Genomic DNA, 22,520 nt, shown 5'->3' on the forward strand with positions numbered 1-22,520 from the left:
CCGCCACCCGCTGCCCCCCTGTTCCCGCTGATCTCCGCGCATCCGGGCTGCGACGCGCCCGCCCGAAACGCGACGGTGCGAGAATGCCTGCATGACGGATGGCACCCTCGGCACCCCGCTCACCCCCGCTTCGACGCGCGCGCTCCTGCTCGGCGCGGGCGAGCTCGGCAAGGAGGTCGCGCTCGAGCTGCAGCGCCTCGGCGTCGAGGTCATCGCCGTCGACCGCTACGCGAACGCCCCGGCGATGCAGCTCGCGCACCGCAGTCACGTGGTCGACATGCTCGACCCGGTGGCCCTGCGCGCCGTCCTGGCGCAGGAGCAGCCCGACATCGTGATCCCCGAGGTGGAGGCCATCGCGACGCAGGTGCTCGCCGAGATCGAAGCCGAGGGACGCACCCGCGTCGTACCGACCGCCCGGGCGACGCAGCTCACGATGGACCGTGAGGGCATCCGCCGGCTTGCCGCCGAGGAGCTCGGCCTGTCGACCTCCCCGTACCGATTCGCGGACACCTTCTCCGAGTTCGCGGCAGCCATCGAGGCGGTGGGCCTGCCCTGCGTGGTGAAGCCGGTCATGTCCTCGTCGGGGAAGGGGCAGTCGGTGATCCGGGAGCCGGACGACATCCAGGCCTCGTGGGACTACGCGCAGGAGGGTGGGCGCACGGGCCGCGGCCGCGTCATCGTCGAGGGCTTCGTGCCGTTCGATTCGGAGATCACGCTGCTGACGGTGCGTCACGTCGGCGGCACCGTCTTCTGCGAGCCGGTCGGGCACACGCAGGTCGACGGCGACTACCGCGAGTCGTGGCAGCCGGCGGCGCTCCCCGCGGCGGCCCTGGAGAAGGCGAAGGTCGTCGCGAAGACGGTGACGGATGCGCTCGGCGGCTTCGGACTGTTCGGTGTGGAGCTGTTCATCGTCGGCGACGACGTGCTCTTCTCCGAGGTGTCTCCGCGACCCCACGACACGGGCCTCGTCACGCTCGTGTCACAGGACGTGTCGGAGTTCGCGCTGCACGCCCGAGCCGTCCTCGGCCTGCCGGTATCGGAGCCGCTGCGGATCGGGGCTGGCTCCGGAGAGTCGGCTGCCGCATCGTGCGCGGTACTCGCCGAGGGCACCGGGGTGCCGACGATCTCTGGCGTGGATGCGGCGCTCGCGGTCCCGACGTCGCAGCTGCGCCTCTTCGGGAAGCCGAACGTCGCGGGCAAGCGCCGGGTGGCGGTCGCCCTCGCACGCGGCGCCGACGTCGATCAGGCCCGAGAGCGGGCCCGGGAAGCCGCGGCGGCACTGAGGATCACGCTGAGCTGAGCGCCCAGCTCAGCGCCGGCGACTCAGGAGCGACGCCTGCACCGCGACGGCCGCGGCGATGATCACGAGCTGCACGCCGCCCCACAGCACGTATCCGGTGGGGATGCCGACGAGTGACGTCCAGGCCGTCGAGCAGCTGCCGAGCTGCACGCCGAAGCCGATGAGCGAACCGAGGTCGAAGCTGCCGTCGAGCTCGGAGCCCGAGCACACGCCCCACCCATCGTGCGGCACGAGCAGGACGGTCGTCACGACGAGCAGGACAACGCTCGCACCGATCACGGCGACCGCTTGACGAACACCTCTTCGCTCTCCCAGATTCTGCATCCGCTCACTCTGGCAGATCCAGGCCCAGGCTCGCGTGCGCCCGCGCACGCGCGCTCCGCGCTGCCTAGCCGTCGAGCCCCAGCTCGCGCACGCACTCGCGCAGGAACGCTGCCCCGGCGTCGTCGTGGATGAGGTCGCCGAACGTCACGACGTCGTAGTCCTTCTCGAGAATCCCGTCAGCGGGCCGGACATCGACGTGCGCCGTGTCGTAGCCCGTCGCGTGCAGCTCGTCGGCCATCTTGTAGTCGCTGCGGGAGTCGCCGACCGAACGCCAGCGCTTGGGCAGCGCACCGGCCGCCGCGAACTCGGCGAGCGCTCGCCGCGCACCGTGATCCTTGTCGAGGTTCACGGACTCGATGTCGGTGGAGATGATCGTCGGGTCGATGCGGAACGGAACGAGGCCCTGCGCATCCGGCGCCTCACGGTCGCCGTGGCGCATGCCGACGCCCTGCTGCACGGCGAGCTCGAACGCCACATCGTCGAAGGCCTTCTGCCGCTCGAGGTACGCCGCGGAGCTGACGTCGGTGCGCTGCTCGACAGAGATCATGGCCTTCTTCGTCTCGTCGAAGAAGAGGACATCGCTGAACTCTCCCTCGCCGAGCTCGCGGATCGCGGCGATGTACGCGGAAGGTGGCACGACCGACTCGTCGATCTGCAGCTCGCTCATCCCTTCGGGTGAAATCGCCGACCACGTTCCGCCCTTCTCGTAGACCCCGAACATGCGGGCTCCCGGCTGACGCAGCGCGTCGGCGAGGCCGTTCTCGAAGAGGGGCTCGATGACGCGTTCGCGGATGAACTCCTCGGAGCGTCCCGTGATGAACGCGATGGGCACCCCCGCCGCGGCGAGGGTGACGAGGTCGTCGAGGATGCTCTGGATCGCGATCGTCCGGGTCACGGGGCTCGCGATGGGGCCGTCTACGTCGAGGAGCAGGCCGAGGTCTTGGGGTGAAGTGGTCACGTCTCATTGTGGCAGGGGGCCCGGGTTCGGGTCCAGGACGCGGGCGAGCGATGTCGTTGGCTCCTGCTACGTTGTGCGCTGGGGCGGCCATGGGAAAGGTGACCCTTATCTCGGAGAACTCGTCGCGATTCGGCGGCGCGGACAGAATGGGGATCGGCGTGCGCGTGTGGAAGTCTTGGATCTGGCCCGGCATCAAGATCGCTCTCGTGGCTGTGATCGCCGTCGCACTCGTCAAGATCGCATTCTTCAGCTCGGCCCCCGAAGAGTCGGCAGCGCTGCCAACGGGTCAGGTCGTCGAACCCGTCATCAGTCCCGTGCTCGGCACGATCACGAACGACGTCACCCTGACGGCGAACGTGCAGGAGTCGCCGGCCGTCGACGCGAAGGTGCCCATGATGGGCACGATCGACACGGTGTACGTGACGCAGGGCGCGCGAGTCGAGGCGGGCGATGTGATCGCCGCCATCCGCAACGAGAAGACCCCGACGGCAGCAGCACCGTCGTCGCCGGAGGCGAGCGGCGAGCCGCAGGCGGCCCCCGCCGTCGAGCCCGAGTACGAGTGGAACGAGATCGTCGCCCCGACGGCCGGCACCATCACGAAGCTCAACCTCATCGAGCAGCAGCAGGTGACGGTGGGCGAGGCGCCAGTCTCGATCACCCCGGCGAGCTTCATCGTGAAGGGCACCATCCCACCGGCCCAGCTGTACCGTCTGGCGACCACGCCAGCGGATGCGCAGGTCACGATCACGGCGGGCCCAGCCCCCTTCACGTGCACCGAGCTCCGCATCGCCTCTGGCGCCGCGGCGAAGAGCAGCAGCGCCGCGGAGGACCCGAGCGGCGCATCCGGTGCAGCTGAGACGACCGACACGACGACGGTCACGTGCAAGGTCCCCGCCGAGGTCACGGTGTTCCCGGGGCTCGAAGCGAACGTCGTGCTCCATGGCGGTGTCGCCGAGAACGTGCTGACCCTGCCGATCACGGCGGTGAAGGGGCAGGCGGAGACCGGGGTCGTCTTCGTACAGGGCGCTGATGGTGCTGTCGAGGAGCGGCCCGTGAAGCTCGGCCTCACCGACGGCACGCTCGTGCAGGTCGCTGAAGGCGTCTCCGAGACCGACATCGTGCTCGAGTTCGTGCCCGGCGCCGACCAGGCGAGCCCGGAAGAGTGCTACATCGACCCGATGAGCGGCGCAGAGATCTGCGGGATGCTGGGCGGCTGACGTGGCGTTCATCGAGCTCCGCGAAATCTCGAAGTCGGTGCGGGCCGCCGACGACAGCGAACTCCACATCCTGCGCGGCGTGAACCTGCAGATCGAGGAGGGCGAGCACCTCTCGATCGTCGGGCGGTCCGGGTCGGGCAAGTCGACGCTGCTGAACATCCTGGGCCTGCTGGACGCGCCGACGAGCGGGGAGCTCCTCTTCGACGGCAAGCCAACGGCCGCCCTGCGCCTGCGGGCGCGCGACCGGATGCGGGGTGCTCAGATCGGCTTCGTGTTCCAGCAGTTCAACCTGCTCGAGGGGCGCACGGCGACGGAGAACGTGGCCATGCCGCTCCTCTACGTTCGCGACCGCTCCTTCTGGCGGCGTGACGCCCTCGCCAGGGAAGCGCTCACCGATGTGGGACTCGACCATCGCCTCGACTCGCTGCCGACTCGACTGTCCGGCGGAGAGCAGCAGCGCGTCGCGATCGCGCGTGCCATCGTCCGGCGCCCGCGCGTGATCCTCGCCGACGAGCCGACCGGTGCACTCGACGTCGAAACCGGTGCCCGCGTCATGACGTTGCTCGCCGACATCTCGAAGGAGACCGGGGCGGCGCTCGTCACGATCACCCACGATGAGAGCGTGGCGGCCAGGGCCGACCGGATGCTGCGCCTCGACGCTGGCCTGCTCGCACCCTCGCAACCGGCCGCCGCGCCCGCCGAAGGAGCACCCGCATGAGCTGGTTCACGCAGATCGCCGGCGCCTTCATCGAAGCGTGGGACGAGCTGCGAGTGCACCGCGTTCGGGTGACGCTCGCGCTGGTCGGTATCGGCATCGCCGTGTTCGCGATCGTCGCGGTCACGGGGCTCGGGTCGATCACACGGCAGTCGTCGATCGAGATCTCCGAGCGATCCAGCGGGCGTCCCGCGAGCTACCAGCTGATGGTGAGCAGTGCGGCGACCGACGACAAGGTCGCTATCTACGAGGCGGCCTACGAGGCTGCGATCGAGCGGTACGGCATCACCTACCAGTCGACGTCGGGGTCCGCCATGACGCGCATCCAGTTCGTCGACGGTGTCGCGGACGTCGAGTCCACGATCGTCGATCCGGCGTACGGCGAGATGCACCGGGTGAAGCTCATCGAGGGGTCGTGGCTGACGTCCGACGACGCTGACCGATTGGCTCCCGCGGTCGTCATCAACGAGACCATGTGGAACCGGTTGGGCAACCCGTCTGTGGCCGAGCATCCGACGCTGCAGGTTGCAGGAGCCGCGCCGACGACGGCCGTGGTCGTCGGCGTCTCCGCCAACATCTACCCGGACTACCCAGAGCAGATGTATGTGCTGAGCGACGCCCAGCACCTCCTCGGGGCGAGCTCGGGCGGCGGCATGATGGGCGGGATGGTGATGGGCGGCGACTACGCCCCACCCTCGATGGGCGGCGACGAGGCGTCCACCGCGACGTTCCCGACCTACGAGCTGTGGCTGCCGCTCGAGAACCACGAGGAGCTGTCGAGCCAGATCGTGCGCGACCTCAAGGCGGCGCTTGGAGAGGGAGGCTCCGTCGACGCGCAGCGCACCGACTACCTGGCCTGGGGTGAGGACCCGTTCCTTGCCGTGCAGATCCTCGTGACCGCGGTCGGCGGCATCGTGCTGCTCGTCGGCACGATCGGCTTCGTGAACCTGTCGATCGTGACGGTGAAGCAGCGGGTGCGGGAGATCGGCATCCGGCGGTCGTTCGGTGCCACCGGCGGCCGCGTGTTCTTCTCGATCCTGCTGGAGAGCGTCGTGGGCACGCTGCTCGCTGGGATCGTGGGCATCGGGTGCGCGATCGTGACGTTGCAGAACCCGTTGGTGCAGGGGGCGATCACGGGCGGGCTGGGTCTCACCGATTCGGTGCCGTTCCCGGTGGACGCGGCGGTGCTCGGCATCGTCGTGAGCGTAGGAGTCGGCCTGCTCGCGGGATTCATCCCGGCGGTCATCGCGACGCGCAGCAACGTGATCGACGCGATTCGATCGTAGGGCGCTGCGTCGGGCTCCAGCGCCGGGCCCTTGCATCGGGTCTTGCTCCAGCTCTGGGCTGGCGCGGGGCGCGGGGCGCGGGGCGCGGGGCTTGCGGGTGAGAGTGACGGCAGTCGCTAGACCAGCTGCGCATCGTCTGGCACGACGGCGGGCGTCCCGAAGCGGAGCGCCGCGACGACGGCCCAGATGAGGAGGAGCGGCAGCGCGACGTAGGCAGCGATCATGAGCGGTGCACTCAGGGTGAGGAAGCCTGCGGCTGAGGCGAGGAGCGCGAGGATGGTCGCTCCGCTCACGAGCGTCGCCCAGGCGGGGCGACGGGCCTGGCCGAGCAGGACGACCAGCACGAGCGCGGCGAGGGCGAGCATCTTGATGCCGTCGACGACCTGGATGGTGGCCCAGACCTGCCCGGAGTCGAGGCCGAGCAGCGGTGAGGAGCCGTCGGAGGCGAGCCCGAAGGTGAGGAGCGCTTCGCCGGCGAGCTGGATGAGCGAGAGCACGAGGGTTGCGAGGCCCGCGCCTCGCGTGGCCCTGCGCAGCCGCTGGCTGCCGAGCAGCGTGGACATGCCATAGAGGGCGACGGCTGCGAGGCCGTGCACGAGGGCGGCGTTGACGAGCACGCTCGGCGAGGTCGCGTAGGCCTCGGCGACGGCGGCGGAGCTGTCGGCCGGGGTGATGTCTGGGGCGCCGACGAGCAACCCGCTGATCCAGGCGGACACGTAGACGCCGCACCACACCCAGAGCGTCCGCTGGATCTCGAGCGTCGGGGCCGTCGCCGGTGTTGTCATGCGGCAACGCTAACCGGAGCGAACGTACGGAGGCTGTGTTCGGCGCCGCGGCGGGCCGGCTCTGGCCGCGGCCCATCGCGAACGTTCAGTGCGCTGTGCCGTGAGCGTTGCGGTGCGCTGCGGTTTGGGGCGGGGCGGGGCGAAAGAAGTGACACGCCGATCACAGAATGTCGGTGGTTCGGGAGACGATGCAGGCATGCAGAACGAACCGATCGAAGATGAGGCTCCGCGGGTCGCGGCGCCTGGTCGCGCGGCTCGGCTTCGTGAGATGCGCCGACGCCTCGCGGCCGGGCTCGGTGTCGAGCAGTGCGTCGTCGACGACGCCTGCCAGCGCGCCGAAGATTGCACGCGCGGCGCCCGCCGAGCGCTGCTTGTGCTCGCCCTCGCCGACAACCAGCGGCACCTGAATCGGCTCCACGGCGAGCAGGCAGAGCTGCACGCACGGGCGCTCGAGCTGGGGCTCCGGGGCGACGAGCTCGCGGGCACCTCGAGTCCCGCCCTGGAGGTTCGGTCGCTCGCGTCCGAGGTCGCGGCAGTGTCGGGCAGGTCGCAGCGGTCGGTGCAGATCGAATTCGGTCGAGCGGATGCGATCGCCAATCGTTTCGAGCCCGTTCAGGAGGCGATGAAGGCTGGGGCCATCAGCCGCGCGCATGCGCTGGTGATCGTCGACGCGGGCCTGCGCATCACGCATCCCGACCCTGCTGAGCTCGAGCGCCGTCGAGAGCACTATGCGCGCGTGGTGCTCGAGAAGGCCGTCTCGACGACCCCCGGTCGAATCAAGCCCTTCGCGGAGCGGGTCGCCGAGGAGTTGACGGAGGAGTCGCTCGACGAGCGCTTCGAGAGAGCCCGCCGTACCCGACGGGTGATGCTCTCGCAGCTCGAGGACGGCCTCGGCGAGCTGTCGGTCATCGACTCCTACGCGAAGCTCGTGGCGATCTTCGACCGAACGACCAGGCAGGCGCTCGTCATCAGCGACGCCGAGCGGCGGGCCGCGAGGGAACGCGCCGACGCGCGTCCAAGCGGCACCGCCGACGCCGAGTGTCAAGGCGAGGCGCGAGCCAACGGAGACCCCGACGACCCTGCCAACGGCCCCGCCGACGGCTCTGCCGACGGCTCCGGCAGCGAGCCATCCAGTGCGCCGAACGCCGGGAGCATGGGCGACGATCCGCGTCCTGAGCCCCGTTCGCTGGATGAGGTGCGCGCGGATGTGCTCTCCGACACCTTCCTTCGCGCGACGCCTGAGGAGTTGAGGGGCAGGGCTCCGATCAAGGCAAAGATCTCGATCGTCATTCCGACTGAGACGCTGCTCGCACCCACGGGGTACAGAGTCGGTAGAGACCACGCAGAAAGCACGGACGGCACTGTCAGCCCTGATCGCACAGACGGCGGAGATGCTGCGCCTCGGGGGAACCCCGGTCCTGCCCTTCTGAACGGCTACACCCCTGTTCCGACTGCGGAAGTGAGGCGCCTCATCGACGCGGCGCCCGAGTTCGAGCGCATCTTCACCGATCCCCTCAAGGGCACGCTGGTCGAGGTCGATACGTACCGTCCGACGAGTGCGATGCGCCGCCGAATCGCTGTCCGCGATGGTCGCTGCCGTTTCGTGGGATGCATGATGCCGTCGAGCCGCTGTGACATCGACCACACGAAGGCCTGGGAGGAGGGTGGCCCGACGAGTCTCGCGAATCTCGGCCATCTCTGTGGAGGCCACCACACGGGCAAGCACCACGGTGATTGGGAAGTACGACAGCTGCCCGATGGCGTCTACGAGTGGCGATCTCCCAGCGGCTTCGTCTTCCGCGACGCCCCAGTGCACTTCGGCCGGCTCACCGCACTTGCAAACCCTGACCGCGGCGTTGAGTCGAGTGCCGCCCCGCAGGGCCGCCCCGCGCCCAGCACCGGCCCACCGAGCACCACTCCACCAGGCGTTGCGTCATCGAACGTCACCTCACCCAGCGTCACCCCATCCAGCGTCACCCCATCCAGCGCCGACGCTGCTCAGCGCCCTGGCGGTGCCGGCGACCTTGAGAGCGTTGGCGACGCATGCGAGGAGGAAGACGAGCGTGAGGACGAGCGGCGGTCGCGATTCCCGAAGATTGGCTTCCTGGAAGAGTTCAGGAGGGAGCGTGCTGCGAAGAAGGCAGCCATCGAGTCGGCGCGATCGCGGCGAGGGCAACCGGAATTTCATCCCACCGGCCAGGGACGCGACCAAGGAGGTGGCGACCAGACGCACGGCGAAAGCTCGCACGGCGAAAGCTCGCGCGGCGGAAGCTCGCGGGGTGGAAGCTCGCCCGGTGAAAGCTCGGGCGGTGAAAGCTCGGGCGGTGAGAGCTCGCGGGGTGGAAGCTCGGGCGGTGAGAGCTCGGACTCGTCGGACGATCCGCCACCCTTCTGAGCACGGCTGGGTTCTTCTGAGTCCTGCAAGCTCTACCGAACCCGACCGGCTCTACCGAAACCGACCGGCTCTACCGAACCCGACCAGTTCTGCCGATTCCGACAGCCTGTGCTGAGGCCCGACGATCCCTTCTGGCGAAGATGGTCGCCTTACCCACCTGGCCTTGGGATTCTCACCTTGCTCGCATGGGGGCGCCCGAGAGCTCGTCGTACATTGAGGGAGGAACGAGCGCGATGACACCCGTGGCGTCTGCGACATTGACGGCGTTCACGGGTGCAGCCAACTCAACAGGATCAGCGAGTTCAGCGAGGCCACACCTGCGATCAAAGGAGACGCCATGGCCGGTCAGATCATCATCGACCTGTTCACGACCCTGGATGGGGTGCAGCAGGCGCCGGGTGGACCGGAGGAGGATCCGGAGGGCGGGTTCAGGTTCGGGGGTTGGCAGGCGCCTCTCATGGACGAGGCGGAGGGGGAGCAGGTCGAAAGTGGCGTGCGGACCATGGATGCGCTGCTGCTGGGCCGAAAGACGTACGACATCTTCGCGGCGTACTGGCCGCGCTACGCGGACGGCCCGTCCGATGGCATCGCCGCGGTCTTCAACAGGATCCCGAAGTACGTCGCCTCCCGCGGCACCCCCGACTTGCCCTGGGCGGCATCGCATCGTGTGGGCGCCGATCTTGCGGCGGAGGTGTCCGCCCTCCGGGACCGCCACAACAGCATCCACGTGATCGGGAGCGTCGACTTCGCACAGACGCTGGTGCGGGAGGGGATGTTCGACGTGCTGAACCTGTGGGTGTATCCGGTGGTCCTGGGCGCAGGAAAGCGGCTCTTCCCGGACGATGGACCACCGCTCGGGCTGAGCCTCCTCGAACCGCCCGTCGCATCGGGGCGCGGATGCGTGCTCCTCAAGTACGGCCCGGGCGGCCCCGTCGAGACGGCCGACATGGACGAGGCACTGCGCGAGCGCTGAAGCCCACGCCCATAGCCACAGCCAAAGCCGCGACCCCCGCAACGCCGACGTTCCCAACGTCAGCGTGCGGGGAAGCAACTCGGTGGGTGAACCCGTCCCGCTAGTGCGCGGGGTGCTTGCGTTCCAGCGCGGCGCCTTCGACATCGACGTTGGGCATGATCTTGTCGAGCCACTTCGGCAGCCACCAGGCTGACTTCCCGAGGAGGTGCATGAGCGACGGCATGATGAGCATGCGCACGATGAACGCGTCGAGGAGCACGCCGAACGCGAGCCCGAACCCGATGGACCGGATCATGGTCGATTCGGCGAACACGAACCCGCCGAACACGGACACCATGATGAGGGCCGCGGCGACCACGACGGCTCGGCCAGCTCGGAAGCCCTGCACGACAGCGACCCGCGCCTCCGCCCCGTGCACGTACGCCTCACGCATCCCGGAGGCGAGGAACAGCTGGTAGTCCATGGCGAGGCCGAAGAGGATGCCGACGAGGATGACAGGCAGGAAGCTCAGGATCGGCCCCGTCGCGTGCAAGCCGATGAGGTCCGCGAACCACCCCCACTGGAAGACCGCGACCACGGCCCCGTAGGTCGCGAAGAGCGACAGGATGAACCCGCCCGTCGCGATGAGCGGCACAAGGATCGACCGGAACACGAGGATCATGATGAGCAGCGACAGGCCCACGACCAGCGCGATGTAAAGCGGCAGCACCGAGTTGAGTCCCTCGGAGATGTCGATGTTGATGGCGGCCTGCCCTGCGACGCCGAGCGTGATGCCGTCTTCGATCTCGGGCAGCGCGCGAAGCTCGCCGACGAGCTGCTCGGTGGAGACGCTGTTCGGCCCCTCCGCCGGGATCACCTGGAACGCCGTGAGGCTCTTGTTGTCCGAGACGCCGATCGGGGCGACCGCGGTGACGTCATCGAGCGAGGCGAGCTTCTCACCGACAAGCACCTGCTTGTCGAGCACACCAGCGTCGTCGAGCCCCTCGGGCAGCGTCGCCGTGACCAGCAGCGGACCGGTCGCGCCGGCCCCGAACTGCTCCTCGGTGATCGTGAACGCCTGGTACGACGCCGACTCCTCAGGCTCCGACGAACCGTCGGGTAGGCCGACCCGCATCGACAGCGCGGGAATCGCGACCGTCAGCAGCACCGCAACACCGGCGAGCACCGTCACGATGGCGCGCCACGTCGGCATGGCCTTCAACGGCGGGGCGTGAGCTGCCCGCACCTGACCCGTCACGACGCCGACACCGCCGGTCGATGCCCCTTCCGGGCCAGAGCCGTGCAGCTTGCGGATGTGCGCCCGCCTGCGCTTGTTCAGCACCCGCATCCCGAGCTTCCCCAGCAACGCAGGCGTGAGCGTGACGGCGATGAGCACCGCGATCAGCACGCACACCGCGCCGGCCGTGCCCATGAGGCCGAGGAACGGGATGCCCGTCACGTTCAAGGCGAGCAGGGCCACGATGACCGTCGCCCCGGCGAACACGACCGCGTTGCCGGCGGTGCCGTTCGCGAGCCCGATCGACTCTCGCACGTCCATGCCCTGCATGAGCTGCTTGCGGTGCCGGTTCACGATGAACAGCGAGTAGTCGATGCCGACCGCGAGCCCCAGCATGATGCCGAGGACTGGGGTGACCGACGCCATCTGCACCACGCCGGAGAACGCGAGCACGCTGACGACGCCGATCGCGACGCCCACGAGCGCCGTCAGGATCGGGAGGGATGCGGCGAGCGCAGACCCGAGCAGCACAAGCAGCACGATGGCCGCGAAGACGAGGCCGATCGCCTCGCCGATGCCGAAGATCTGCGGGACGCTCTGCGCGATATCCGTCGAGAACGCCACGTTCACCCCGTCGACGGGGTGCGCTTCGAAGTACTCGATGACGCCCTGCTTCGCGTCCTCGCTCAGCTCGAGGCGAGGCTCCGTGAACGAGACGTTGACGATCGCCGTCGAGCCATCCTCCGAGACGAGGCTGATGCCATCCGAGAGATCGACGAGCTTCGCGCCGTTCTCCAGCTGCTGCAGCTGCGTGTCGATCTCAGCCTGCGACGCATCCAGAGTGGCCTGCTGATCGGCGATCGCCTGCACCTGCGTGTCGAGCTGCGCCTGCTGCGCGTCGAGCGCCTCGAGCTGCGCGGCCGGGTTCCCGGCCGCCTCGAGCTGCTGCTTGGCCGCGTCCAGCTGCGCCTGCGCCGCATCGAGCTGCGCCTTGCCGCCGTCGAGCTGGGCCTGGCCCGCGTCGAGCTGCGCCTGCCCCTCGGCGATCTGCGTGCGGCCGCTCTCGACCTGCGCCGCCTGGCCCTCCAGCTCGGCCGTCGCCGAGAACGGGTCGATGACATCGGCCACGTCGGTGAGGTCGCCGCGGTCGGCGATCACGGAGCTGATGTCAGCCCGCTGCGCCTCCGTCAGCGCCGACCCGTCCTCCGTGGAGTACACGACGGTGCCGGATGCACCCGCGAACGCCGGCAGCTGCTCCTCGAGTTCCGAGATGACCTCACCCGAGGCCGTGCCAGGCACGTCGAAGCTCGACGAGAGCCCCTTGAAGCCGATGAGGAACCCGCCGACGGCGAGCCCCAGGATCACCAGCCACGCCCCCACGACAACCCAAACTCGGCGGGTCGCGAAGGTCCCCAGGCGGTACAGCAGTTCGGCCATCAGCATCCTCTCGACGCGCAGGATCATGCGCGCACGCTCATTGCGGCGCCCGAATCGACCCGACTGCTCGATGGGCGCCGCCCTAGATCATACGCAACGTCTCGTCTACTCAGTTTGTGAATATGATGGCCGTCATGTCAGAGCGAGACGCCGGTGTCGAGGAGCGCGCGACCACCGGTCACAAGCAGGGCCCGGTGCGCAGCGAAGCTGCCCGCGTCGCGGTGCTCGAAGCCACGTCGAAGCTCTTCGCCGAACGCGGCTACGAGCGCCTCACCATGGAGGGAGTCGCCTCGGAGGCCGGCGTCTCGAAGCAGACCATCTACCGCTGGTGGCCCTCCAAGGGGGCCCTCGTCTCCGACTGCCTCCTCCAGGGGCAACTCTTCCCCAACCGCTTCACCGTGCCCAACACGGGCGAGCTTCGGGACGACCTCACGGCCTGGCTCGGCGCAGTCCTCGCACTCCTCGGCCAACCACAGGGCGAGCTGCTCGTGCGCTCGCTCATCGCCGCATCCGTCGAGAACGAGGACATCGGCAAGCGACTCCACGAGAGCCTCGGCGCCAGCCGATCCCTCACCGAACGCTTCCAGATCGCCATCGCACACGGACAGCTGGCACCGGATGCGCGCCTCGAGGAGATCGGCGAGGCCATCATCGGCGCGCTCCTGCTCCGAGCCCTGAGCAGGACCGAGTCGAGCGAGGACAGCATCCAGCGACTCCTGGATGCCGTGCTCGGCCCCGCCCAGCCGACGGGGCGCGCCGGGGCCTGACGCTGGCGTAGCCCCCGGCCCAGACCCAGACTCAGACCCAGACTCAGACCCAGGCACCGGCACCGTCACCGGCACCGGCACCGTAACCGTCACCGTCACCGTCACCGGGCCGGAACGCGGGTTAATGAGTCGGCTGGCCAGTCTCGCGCTCGTCGCGCTCCTCGCGCACCTCGGCGTCCCGGAACGCTTCCACCTGCGCCCGGAAGTGCTCGGTCTTCGCTTCCGCGATGTCCTGCGGGCGGTTGTCGGCGCTCGCGAAGAACTCGTTCCACCGCGAGCGCAGCACCTGCAGCACGAGGCGCGGGGTGACGTGCACTCGACGGTTGCGGGCATCCGCGTCGGCGAGCTGCACGAGCTCACCGGCGGCCGCCGCGGCGGCGTCCTCGGCGTCGACGACAGAACCGGCGTAACCCTTACCGACGAGCGCAGCCTTTCCAGTTCGCCCTGCCCCATTGCCTCCGCGGGTGTCGAAGGGCTCTCTGGCGTGGTCGACGCAGAGCTCCGCGACGCCCTTCGCGTGGTCGTACATGACGGAGTGCGCGGCACCCTCGATCTCCCACGTGGACGCGCGAGGCAGGAGGCGTTCCATGTCGCGCAGCCACTGGCGCGGCACGAGCGAGTCGTGCTCGCCCCGGATGAGCAGCGTGTGCGCCTGGATGCGCGGCAGCACGTCCTCGATCCGGTAGCGCATCATCCGAGGCAGCACGGCGGAGAACCAGCGGAATCCGCACAGCAGGTACGCCCCCGTGGCGAGCATCGCCACACGGAACGGCTCGCGCGCGGACGACTCGAGGAAGCGGAACGCGAGCTTGGGGAGCGACCGCTCGCGCGGGTTCGTGACGGGCCCGATGAGCACGACCGTGCTCAGCTCGGGACGTTGCGAGGCCAGCTCGGACACCACCTGCGTTCCCATCGAGTGGCCGACGAGCACGGGGTCCTCGAGCCCGAGCTCGTCGATGACGGTGCCGACCACGGCGGCGTACCGCTGGATGCTCATGGGCCGCTTCGGGTACGGGACGCCCGCGAACCCCGGGAGGTCGAGGGCGTGCACTGGCCCGAACTCGCCGAGGCCGGGAGCGAGGTTCTCGTAGTAGTTCGAGGCGACGCCGATGCCCGCGATGAGCACGAAGGCGCGGTCGCCGTCGGCGCCGATCGTCGACACGCGCGCGCGGACCTCGCCGTGGCGGATGTACCGGACGTCGACGCGCTTCCGCATGTGATCGCGGGCGGAGGTCGCTGCAGAGTCGGGGGCCACGGGCTCCACTGTAGCCAGAGCGAAAGGCCTCAGGACCGAGACCGCCTAACCGGGAGCCTCAGAACCAGGGGCCACGGAGCAGGAACCACAGCACCAAGTGCCTCTGCACGCGCGGCCCTGGGCGAAGGGCCTCGCCAGGTGGAAGGCGCACGCATCTCAGCGGCTTGCTACCGCCGCGCGTTCGTCGATGAGCTCGTTCAGCGCAGCCCGGTCGTCGATGTACTCCGCGTACACCCCGGCGCCCTCGGCGTCGTGCGTCTTCGCCGCCTGAGTGAAGAGCTCCTCCGCATACAGGGTGACGCATTTGCGCGGCCGCTCCTCGCCCGCGAGGATCTGCGCTGCCACTCCCACCCGCGCCGAGATCACCGAGTCGAGGAGCGTCCTGAGGCGTTCCGGCTCAGGCACCTCGGCCAATTCTCGGACCACATACGGGCAGTCGGAACCCCAGGTCCAATACCGGCTCCAGGACCCGATAGAACGCACAACTGCACCCGGCCTCGCCTCCGCCGGCCAGAACTGCAAGAGCACCCGCATGTTCGTTGCACCCTCGCCATCTTCGTCGTACTGGCATGCCGCCTCTGCATCCTCGACGACGTAGCGTGCACGCAGTTCAGCGCCAACGGGCAGTTCGAGCTGAACGTCTCCAGCACGCGCGAAGCCAAGCAACTCGGCGTCCGAACCTGCTTGGAGGGGGAACTCGGCCACGCTCTGCCACGCCTCGTCGAGTGGCGGCTCCTCGCTATGAAGGGTGATCACGGCGTCCACCGCGCCGTACTGACGCGGCACAGTGAGCGTCACGCCTTCGGGTCCGGCGTCCGAAGCCATCGTGATGCCGTACGTCGAATCCGGCGCGTCGCCGTCGTCTCCGAGGAACAGTTCGATCTGGGCGAAGTCGGCGTGCACGGTGCCCTGCCACGTAGCCCGCGGGCTTGTTGTCTTATCCATTGGAGAAGACTAGCGACCCGCAGAGCTTCATGTGAATCACGCTTCTTCTTCTCGCGCTGAGGGGACGCCGGCCTACTCTGCGTTCACGGCTCGGCGTTCACCGCTCTGCCTTCACTGCTCAACGAATCGGGCGCATGGCCGACCAGCGACACGTTCCAGCAGCACCACCTGCCCGTTCAGGATGCGCGGGCACGTCGCCCCGGTGACAGCTTCGATCCCGGCCCGGAGGAAGACGCCATGGCTCACGACAACCGCCGTGCCGCCCGAGGCCAGTAATGCAGCGAGCACGGCACCCGAACGCGCAGCGAGCTCCTCTGCCGTCTCAGAGCCGGGAAAGTCGCCGCCTGGCCAGCGCTCGGCAGCCTCGGCCACCGACATCCCCTCGGCCTCACCGAAGTCGCGCTCCAGCAGCCCAGCTTCGAAGACCGGCTCCCCGACGTCGAGGTGTGATCCGAGAATCGCCGCCGTCTGCGCCGCGCGCGTCAGCGGAGACGTGATCACGCTCCCCCACTGCGCGCGGGCGAGGAGTCGGCCCGCGGCGTCCGCCTGGAGCTCGCCGTGCGCGTCGAGCTCGATGTCGCTGCGCCCCTGCAGGCGGCGTTCGAGGTTCCAGGCCGTGCGACCATGCCGCACGAGTGCAAGCGTCACGCTGACGTCCGCGCGAACGTGCCGGCAAGCGTGCCGGCGGCGGAAGTTCGAGCATCCGATCGAGCGTCCGTGCTGGCGCCGGGGTCCGCGGCAGCAGGCTCCGGGTCTCCGCCGTAGACGCGGGCCCGCGCGACACGCACGACGACCAGGTCGCCGACCCTGGGGCGAACTCCGCGAGTCCGCGCACGCAGCCGCAAGCCGGCCCAGTCGAGCACGAGGTCGCTGCCCTCCGTGGTGAAGAGCGCCGACCTGACCGTCGCCAGGGCGGCATCGTCTCGGCCCGCGTCGATTCCCTGGACCTCGACCTGCACCTCCACCTCGACATCGCTCGGGAGGACGGCAGCCTGCACCGCGCTCCCGCTGCCCCGCTCCCCGAAGTCGAGCCGAGCCCGTTCCACGCGCAGCGGGTGCGCATCCGCTGCGAACCCGGCCGCACCAGAGACCATCGCGCCGTCGACGATCGTCGCGTCGGAGAGGAACTTCGCGATGAACGGCGAGGCTGGCCGCGTGACGAGCTCCTCCGGCGTGCCGAGCTGCTGGATGCGCCCCCCGTCGAGCACGGCCACCCGGTCGGCGAGGGCGAGGGCCTCGGAGCGGTCGTGCGTGACGTGCACCACCGTCAGGCCGAGCTCCCGCGTGAGGGTGTGCAGCTCGAGCCGGAGACTGTCCCGCAGCGGCTCGTCCAGCGCGGACAGCGCCTCGTCGAGCAGCAGCACCCGCGGTCGCGCCACGAGTGCGCGCGCGATCGCCACACGCTGCCGCTGCCCGCCGGAGAGCGTCGCCGGGTTGCGCTTCGCGTACCCCGAGAGCCCCACCATGTCGAGCACCTCGTCGACGCGGCGGATGCGCTCCGCCTTCGCGACTCGCGCGCGACGCAGCGGATAGTCGACGTTGCGTCCGACGTTCCAGTGCGGCCACACGGCGTGCTGCTGGAACACCATGCCGAGCTCGCGAGCCTCCGGTGGCACCGTCGCCCCGGACCCCGCAACCACTCGATCGCCGATGCTCACCTGCCCCGTGGTGGGCGCCTGGAACCCCGCGATCGTGCGCAGAAGCGTTGTCTTGCCCGACCCCGAGGGCCCGACGAGCGCGAGGAACTCGCCGTCACGCAGCGCGAGGTCGATGTCGTCGAGGCCGACGGTGCCGCTCGGGAAGCGGACGGAGACTGAGTCGAGGGTGACGGATGCCACGGGGTGCCCTTCTGGGAGATCGAACGGGACGGGAGAGCGGCTGGCGCGGGGAGTGCAACCGGCGCGGGGCTGGAACGGGACAGGAGCGAGGGATGAGCGAGGCAGGGGCCAGCGAGGCAGGCGCGATCGAGGCAGGAGTCAGCGAGACCGAGCGGTACTACTTCGGCGCCCGCGTGGCGATGCCGATGACGGCGACGCCGAGGAGCGCCACGATGAGCGACAGCGCGGCCGCCGTGTTGAATGCGCCCGCCTGCTGCAGGTTGAAGATCGCGACGCCGAGGGTCTGCGAACCCGGTGAGAGGAGCAGCACGGAGAGCGTCAGCTCGCGCACCGCGGTGACGGCGACGAGCACCGCCCCGGAGATCGCGGCGGGCGCCGCCATGCGGCTCGAGATGTCGAAGAGGGCGCGGATCCGCCCGGCTCCGCCGATCCTCGCGGCCTCCTCGGCGCTCGCCGGGGTGCTCGCGAGCGGCGCCGCCACGGCCTGCACGACGAGCGCAGTGAACGACGTGATGTAGGCGCACAGGATGAGCCACGGCGTGTTGAACAGGCCGATGTGCGGCGCGAGGACAAGCCATGCGACGGCGATGACGATGCCGGGAACCGCCTGCGGCAGCATGGCGAGCGCCCGAAGCGGGCCGCTGCCGCGCATCCGCGTTCGAGTGGCGAGTACCGCGATGCCGAGGCCCAGGAGCCCGCAGACGAGGCCCGCGAGCACCGCCAGCATTACCGAGTTCGTCGCCCCCTTGACCGCGTTGGCCGACGTCACGGCCTTCACGACGTTGTCGAGCGTCAGGTTCTCCGGGGTGAAGGCGAGACCGGGCGCTCGGAGCAGCGACTGCTGCAGCAGGGCGAGCAGCGGCAGCACCGTGACGGTGAGCACAAGCACCCACGTCACGACGGAGGTGAGGATGCGGCCCCGCCCGAGCGGCAGGAGCTGCGGCGCCGACGAGGACGAGTCGAGCTCCCAGCGACTCCTGCCGATGACGAAGTCGACGACAAGCGCCGCGAGGGCGAGTACCAGCAGGACGACCCCGATGGTCGCGACGACCGCGAGCGGCTCATCCACGGTGCCGGACTGCAGGTATCGGTAGACGAGCGTCGCGAGGGTCGTGTACTGCTCGGGGAGGCCGATGATGGAGGGGATCCCGAAGTCGGCGAGGTTGCCGACGGCGATGAGCACGAACGACGACAGCAGTGCGGGCCGCAGGAGCGGCACCGTGATCGTGAAGACGCTGCGTGCCGGGCTGGCCCCGGCGATGCGAGCCGCCTGCTCGAGGTCGGACGGCACCCGGCGCAGGGCGGCCGAGACGATGAGCATCGCGATCGGGTAGCTGTGCACCGTGAGGAGAAGGATCACCCCGTCTGCGCCGTAGATCGACCAGAGCGGGCCGCCGAACGCCTGCGTCCACCACAGGTTCACGGGGCTCGTCGGACCCGCGATGCCGAGCCACGCGATCGCCCCCACGAACGGCGGCACGAGCAGCGGCGTGAGCGCGAGAAGACGCAGGCCGCGACGACCGGCGAGGTCGGTGCGATCGAGCAGCACCGCGAGCGCCGTTCCGACCGCCACCGCACCGAGCGCGGATGCGCCCGCCGAGACGAGGCTGTTCGTGGCTGCCTCGACGACGTCGGCCTGCCAGAGGACGTGCAGTTGGGAACCGCCGGCCGCGAGCACGAGGATCGCGCCGATGGGCACGAGGACAACCGCGGCGACGGCGACCCAGAGCGCCAGCGACAGCCCGTGCACCCCGTCGAGCGCGTCCCGGCCCGAGTCGCGGGGCGCCGCGGAGGCGGTGCCGCTGCTGACAGCGGCACCGCTCCCGGGTGTTGTTGCGAGTGTGCTCATGAGAGGGACAGCGTGCCCGCTACAGGAACAGCGTGCGGAACTTCTCGACCGCGGCGTCCTGGCTGGCGCGGATGGTCTCGAGCTCCGGGGAGAGGATCGTGATCTCATCCATCGCCGGGGCACCCTCCGGGGTTCCGACGTCGGCGCGCACCGGCAGGTACGACTGGCTGACGGCGAGCTCCTGGCCCTCCGCGCTCACGAGGAAGTCGACGAACGCCTTCGAGGCGGCCTCCTCCTCGGTGTTCGCGAAGATGCCGACGGGCTGCGACACGTACGGCACGCCCTCCGTCGGGTACGAGACGGCGATGGGCGAACCCTGGGCGGCGAGCTCGCGGGCGAGGTAGTCGACGACGATCCCGACGGGCTGCGCACCCGTCGCGATGGCCTGGGAGACGGGGCCGTTGCTGTCGGCGATCACGGGCTCGTTCGCGGCGAGGTCGGTCAGCCACTGCTCGCCGAGCGCCGGCTCGTCGAGCCACACGGCGGCGTTGTACGCGGCCGCGCCCGACACGTCGGGGTTCGGCATGACGAGCTTGTTCGCGTACTCGGCGTCGGTGAGCTCAGCCCACGACGTCGGCGGCTCGGTGACGAGGCCCGTGTTGTAGGCGATGACGGTCGGGATGATGCGCGTGCCCGTGTAGTAGCCCTCCGGGTCGACGACGTCCTGGTTGAGCGACTCGACGTCGGTCGGCGAGTACTGCAGCAGCAGCTCGTCGGCGGCGTAGTCCTCGAAGGTGCCCGCATCGGCGGCGAGGAACACGTCGGCCTGAACGCCACCCGAGGCCTGCTCGGTCGCGACGCGCGTCGTGAGGTCGCCCGTGCCGGCGCGGAACACCTCCACCGTGACCTCAGGGTGGATCTCGGTGAACGCCGCGACGAGTGCATCCGCCTTCTCCTGCGGCTCGGACGTGTAGAGGGTGATGGTGGCGGCTTCGAGCGCGGATGCCGCCGAGGGGCTGGCGTCGCCGCTCGCCGCGGTGCTCGGGGAGCTCGCGCAGCCGGCGAGGAGGACGCCGGCGAGGCCGAAGGCCGCGAGCGCGGCTGGGGTGCGGAGGGAGTTCATGATGACCTAACTGTTCGAGGGGAGAGCGGGTCTGCGGGGGAAGGGCTGAGGGTGAAGAGCGGGGAGGGATGCTCGACGGCGACGCTGGAGGCGCTGACGCCGTCCGGCGTGAGGTGCACGAGCGAGAACATCGAGCGGTCGAAGCCGCTGACCGTTCCGGGTTCTGCGTCCATCACCTGGTGGTAGGCGAGCGCAGGCCCGACGGAGACGTGCACGCCCCGCATCGTGGCGGCAAGCGGATGGTGGAAGTGTCCGGACAGGATCATCCGGACGTCAGTGCCCTCGACGGTGTCGAGGAAGTCTGCTGCGTCGACGAGTCCGGCGCGGGCGAGCATCGGCAGCGGGGACCCGAGCGGCGGGTGGTGCATGACGACGATCGAGCCGGAGCCGAACGGCTGCGCGAGCTCCGCGTCGAGCCACGCGAGCTGCTCCGCGCCCAGCTGCCCGGGAGACGAGTCGAGCAGCACGAAGCGCCACTCGCCGACGTGCACGGCCCGTGGCACAGCAGTTCTGGGCGTGGCCGCGTCGGGCACGACGGTGTCGGGCAGGGCTTCGTCGGGCAGGGCTGCGTCAGGCACGGCTGCGTCGGGCACGGGCCCGTCAGGCACGGCATGCCCGGGCAGGATGCGCGCAGCGTCCCGGTCGTCGTGGTTGCCGAGCACCGTGAGCACTGGCACGCCCCACGCCGCTTCGAGCTCGAGGAGCGCCTCGCGAAGCGCCGGGTAGGCGCCCTCGTTGCGGCGTTCGATGAGGTCCCCGCTGATCACGATGGCCTCCGGGGTGACGCCTGCCGCTCTCGCGTAGTCGCTGGCCGCGTGCATCCGTCGAATGCCGTCGACCGCCCCGTAGAGGGGGGCGCCGACCGTGGCGTGGACGTCGCTCAAGTGGAGCACCGTGGTGCGGTTCTGCGCCGCGCCGATCGCTTCGGCGCCTGCGCCTGCGTTCGCCTCGGTGTTCACGTTCGTCGCGGTGCCTGCGTTCGTCGCGGTGCCTGCGTTCGTCGCGGTGCCTGCGTTCGTCGCGGTGCCTGCGTTCACGTCGGTGTTCACGTTCGCCGCAGTGCTCGCGTGCACGTCAGCGCTCACGACCGAACCGAGGCCGCCTGCGCGGCCTTGCTGCGAAGGGCGAGCACCTGCTCGTCGGTGAGCCCGTGGCGGCGCAGGTACGCTTCGGCACCGCCGAGCTCGCGGATGATGGCGAGCGCGTGCTCGAGGGCTTCCGGCGGACTGTCGAGGTGCAGGCGGAGGATCTCATCGCGCTGGGCCGCGGGATAGGCGGCGGCCACGGCGAGCGCGTACGGCTCGCGCACGGAGCGAACCTCGACGCCGGACAGCGCGTAGTCGGCCACGACGTCGGCCTCGCTCGCACCGCCCACGAGCTGGGCGAGGGCGACGACGAGCCCGGTGCGGTCCTTGCCGGCAGTGCAGTGGACGAGCACACCGCGTTCCGCGTTGGCGAGCACCGCGACGGCCTCGGCGAGCGCACCTCCCCGCCCCCGGAGGAGCGTCTCGTAGATGTCCTCGAGGCGTCCCGCGACGGGCGGCTCGCTGCCGTACAGCGGCACTTGTCGCACCGGGACGCCGTGCTCGCGCTGGCCGGACTCGGCGCGCTCGCGGAGGTCGAGGATGAGCGAGACGCCCAGGGCACGCAGCGCGGCCTCGCCGTCGGCGGCGAGCGCGTCCGGTGATCCGGCGCGCACGATCCAGGGTGATGTCGTGCTGGCTGCGCGGGCGTTGAACAGCCCGTCGATCTCGATTGCCCTCACGAGCACCTCCCGTTGCGTGGAATCCGGCCCGTTACATTGATTCCGCAGGGCCTGGAACGTTGTTACATCGGGAGTGTGACGAGCGAGAGTGAACGCGCGGTGACGGGCGTCGAGCGCGCGGATGAACTCCGGGAGACGAGTACGCGCAAGAGCTGCGGGACGGAGGACGACCAGCCAGATCGCCGCGCGCGCAGGTACCGGGGACTGCGCAGGTTCTGGACTGCGGAAGCCCGGGAGAAGGGTCAGGTCGCGCGGCGCCGTGCCGTGCAGTGCAGTGCCGTGCAGTGCCGTGCGGTGCCGTGCCGTGCCGTGCGGTGCCGTGCCGTGCCGTGCCGTGCCGTGCAGTGCCGTGCCGTGCCGTGCGGTGCCGTGCCGTGCGGTGGGGCGGAGTGGGGCCTGGTCCCCGTCCCGACCTACGCCCCCGTCCCGACC

The 22,520-nt window shown here is 69.9% G+C and carries 19 protein-coding genes; 7 read left to right on the forward strand and 12 right to left on the reverse strand.

The features are described 5' to 3' along the window. Positions 1-91: 91 nt before the first annotated feature. Positions 92-1,300 carry a formate-dependent phosphoribosylglycinamide formyltransferase gene (gene purT, locus C5E10_RS12775; RefSeq protein WP_104331954.1) on the forward strand — a complete coding sequence of 403 codons (1,209 nt, stop codon included), beginning with the start codon at positions 92-94 and terminating at the stop codon, positions 1,298-1,300. A gap of 9 nt (positions 1,301-1,309) precedes the next feature. Here the strand turns inward: purT and C5E10_RS12780 are convergent, their stop codons facing one another. Then, on the reverse strand, positions 1,310-1,579 hold the full coding sequence (locus C5E10_RS12780; protein WP_104331955.1) for a hypothetical protein: 270 nt from the start codon (positions 1,577-1,579) through the stop codon (positions 1,310-1,312). 109 nt (positions 1,580-1,688) lie between these two features. After that, complete coding sequence (locus C5E10_RS12785) at positions 1,689-2,582, reverse strand: hypothetical protein (RefSeq protein WP_104331956.1); 894 nt, start codon at positions 2,580-2,582, stop codon at positions 1,689-1,691. Between the two features lie 164 nt (positions 2,583-2,746). Here C5E10_RS12785 and C5E10_RS12790 point away from each other — a divergent pair, with 164 nt between their 5' ends. The 3 genes from C5E10_RS12790 to C5E10_RS12800 are packed head-to-tail and all read left to right on the forward strand — an operon-like array spanning position 2,747 to position 5,800. After that, positions 2,747-3,799, forward strand: coding sequence for an efflux RND transporter periplasmic adaptor subunit (locus C5E10_RS12790; RefSeq protein WP_181062757.1), 1,053 nt, complete (start codon positions 2,747-2,749; stop codon positions 3,797-3,799). Position 3,800: 1 nt separating this feature from the next. Next, positions 3,801-4,517 carry an ABC transporter ATP-binding protein gene (locus tag C5E10_RS12795; protein ID WP_104331958.1) on the forward strand — a complete coding sequence of 239 codons (717 nt, stop codon included), beginning with the start codon at positions 3,801-3,803 and terminating at the stop codon, positions 4,515-4,517. Further along, a complete protein-coding gene (locus tag C5E10_RS12800) occupies positions 4,514-5,800 on the forward strand; it encodes an ABC transporter permease (RefSeq protein ID WP_104331959.1) in 1,287 nt (428 codons plus the stop codon). Before C5E10_RS12795 ends, C5E10_RS12800 begins: the two co-directional genes overlap by 4 nt. Before the next feature lie 116 nt (positions 5,801-5,916). On the opposite strand, the gene C5E10_RS12805 is transcribed toward C5E10_RS12800, so the two are convergent. Next, positions 5,917-6,585, reverse strand: coding sequence for a hypothetical protein (locus C5E10_RS12805; RefSeq protein ID WP_104331960.1), 669 nt, complete (start codon positions 6,583-6,585; stop codon positions 5,917-5,919). Between the two features lie 196 nt (positions 6,586-6,781). Between C5E10_RS12805 and C5E10_RS12810 the strand changes: the two genes are divergently transcribed. After that, positions 6,782-8,980 (forward strand): HNH endonuclease signature motif containing protein, encoded by a 2,199-nt coding sequence (locus tag C5E10_RS12810; RefSeq protein ID WP_104331961.1) that lies wholly within the window; start codon positions 6,782-6,784, stop codon positions 8,978-8,980. Between the two features lie 337 nt (positions 8,981-9,317). After that, positions 9,318-9,953: a dihydrofolate reductase family protein gene (locus C5E10_RS12815; RefSeq protein WP_104331962.1), complete on the forward strand. Its 636-nt coding sequence runs from the start codon at positions 9,318-9,320 to the stop codon at positions 9,951-9,953. A 100-nt stretch (positions 9,954-10,053) separates the two neighbouring features. Here the strand turns inward: C5E10_RS12815 and C5E10_RS12820 are convergent, their stop codons facing one another. Further along, on the reverse strand, positions 10,054-12,606 hold the full coding sequence (locus C5E10_RS12820; RefSeq protein WP_104331968.1) for an MMPL family transporter: 2,553 nt from the start codon (positions 12,604-12,606) through the stop codon (positions 10,054-10,056). A gap of 134 nt (positions 12,607-12,740) precedes the next feature. Here C5E10_RS12820 and C5E10_RS12825 point away from each other — a divergent pair, with 134 nt between their 5' ends. Next, entirely contained in the window at positions 12,741-13,373 is a 633-nt protein-coding gene (locus C5E10_RS12825; protein ID WP_104331963.1) for a TetR/AcrR family transcriptional regulator, read from the forward strand. Positions 13,374-13,494: 121 nt separating this feature from the next. Here C5E10_RS12825 and C5E10_RS12830 read toward each other — a convergent pair whose 3' ends face one another. The 8 genes from C5E10_RS12830 to C5E10_RS19200 all read right to left on the reverse strand — a co-directional run bounded on the left by C5E10_RS12830 (position 13,495) and on the right by C5E10_RS19200 (position 22,088). After that, positions 13,495-14,628, reverse strand: a complete 1,134-nt coding sequence (locus C5E10_RS12830) for an alpha/beta fold hydrolase (RefSeq protein ID WP_258071119.1) — start codon at positions 14,626-14,628, stop codon at positions 13,495-13,497. Positions 14,629-14,784: 156 nt separating this feature from the next. Then, positions 14,785-15,573, reverse strand: a complete 789-nt coding sequence (locus tag C5E10_RS12835) for a hypothetical protein (RefSeq protein ID WP_104331964.1) — start codon at positions 15,571-15,573, stop codon at positions 14,785-14,787. 111 nt (positions 15,574-15,684) lie between these two features. Then, positions 15,685-16,221 carry a histidine phosphatase family protein gene (locus tag C5E10_RS12840; RefSeq protein WP_181062758.1) on the reverse strand — a complete coding sequence of 179 codons (537 nt, stop codon included), beginning with the start codon at positions 16,219-16,221 and terminating at the stop codon, positions 15,685-15,687. Continuing rightward, positions 16,218-17,411: an ABC transporter ATP-binding protein gene (locus tag C5E10_RS12845; RefSeq protein WP_104331965.1), complete on the reverse strand. Its 1,194-nt coding sequence runs from the start codon at positions 17,409-17,411 to the stop codon at positions 16,218-16,220. The genes C5E10_RS12840 and C5E10_RS12845 overlap by 4 nt, the downstream gene beginning before the upstream one ends. A 157-nt stretch (positions 17,412-17,568) precedes the next feature. Beyond that, the gene (locus C5E10_RS12850) at positions 17,569-19,260 is read right to left on the reverse strand and encodes an iron ABC transporter permease (protein ID WP_104331966.1); all 1,692 of its coding nucleotides are present in this window, start codon (positions 19,258-19,260) and stop codon (positions 17,569-17,571) included. A 19-nt stretch (positions 19,261-19,279) separates the two neighbouring features. Next, positions 19,280-20,323: an ABC transporter substrate-binding protein gene (locus C5E10_RS12855; RefSeq protein WP_104307707.1), complete on the reverse strand. Its 1,044-nt coding sequence runs from the start codon at positions 20,321-20,323 to the stop codon at positions 19,280-19,282. After that, positions 20,320-21,408 (reverse strand): metallophosphoesterase, encoded by a 1,089-nt coding sequence (locus C5E10_RS12860; protein WP_258071122.1) that lies wholly within the window; start codon positions 21,406-21,408, stop codon positions 20,320-20,322. Before C5E10_RS12860 ends, C5E10_RS12855 begins: the two co-directional genes overlap by 4 nt. Beyond that, the gene (locus tag C5E10_RS19200) at positions 21,405-22,088 is read right to left on the reverse strand and encodes a tyrosine-protein phosphatase (RefSeq protein WP_181062759.1); all 684 of its coding nucleotides are present in this window, start codon (positions 22,086-22,088) and stop codon (positions 21,405-21,407) included. Before C5E10_RS19200 ends, C5E10_RS12860 begins: the two co-directional genes overlap by 4 nt. Positions 22,089-22,520: the final 432 nt, after the last annotated feature.

This window comes from Pseudoclavibacter sp. RFBG4 (assembly GCF_002931515.1).
Taxonomy (GTDB): domain Bacteria; phylum Actinomycetota; class Actinomycetes; order Actinomycetales; family Microbacteriaceae; genus Pseudoclavibacter.

What these genes read in the sequence shown, in the direction of transcription:
- C5E10_RS12850 (WP_104331966.1), bottom strand. Translation starts at nt 19,260, where the DNA reads ATGAGCACACTCGCAACAACACCCGGGAGCGGTGCCGCTGTCAGCAGC.
- C5E10_RS12825 (WP_104331963.1), top strand. Translation starts at nt 12,741, where the DNA reads ATGTCAGAGCGAGACGCCGGTGTCGAGGAGCGCGCGACCACCGGTCAC.
- C5E10_RS12855 (WP_104307707.1), bottom strand. Translation starts at nt 20,323, where the DNA reads ATGAACTCCCTCCGCACCCCAGCCGCGCTCGCGGCCTTCGGCCTCGCC.
- C5E10_RS12820 (WP_104331968.1), bottom strand. Translation starts at nt 12,606, where the DNA reads ATGGCCGAACTGCTGTACCGCCTGGGGACCTTCGCGACCCGCCGAGTT.
- purT (WP_104331954.1), top strand. Translation starts at nt 92, where the DNA reads ATGACGGATGGCACCCTCGGCACCCCGCTCACCCCCGCTTCGACGCGC.
- C5E10_RS12805 (WP_104331960.1), bottom strand. Translation starts at nt 6,585, where the DNA reads ATGACAACACCGGCGACGGCCCCGACGCTCGAGATCCAGCGGACGCTC.
- C5E10_RS12815 (WP_104331962.1), top strand. Translation starts at nt 9,318, where the DNA reads ATGGCCGGTCAGATCATCATCGACCTGTTCACGACCCTGGATGGGGTG.
- C5E10_RS12835 (WP_104331964.1), bottom strand. Translation starts at nt 15,573, where the DNA reads ATGGATAAGACAACAAGCCCGCGGGCTACGTGGCAGGGCACCGTGCAC.
- C5E10_RS12800 (WP_104331959.1), top strand. Translation starts at nt 4,514, where the DNA reads ATGAGCTGGTTCACGCAGATCGCCGGCGCCTTCATCGAAGCGTGGGAC.
- C5E10_RS12810 (WP_104331961.1), top strand. Translation starts at nt 6,782, where the DNA reads ATGCAGAACGAACCGATCGAAGATGAGGCTCCGCGGGTCGCGGCGCCT.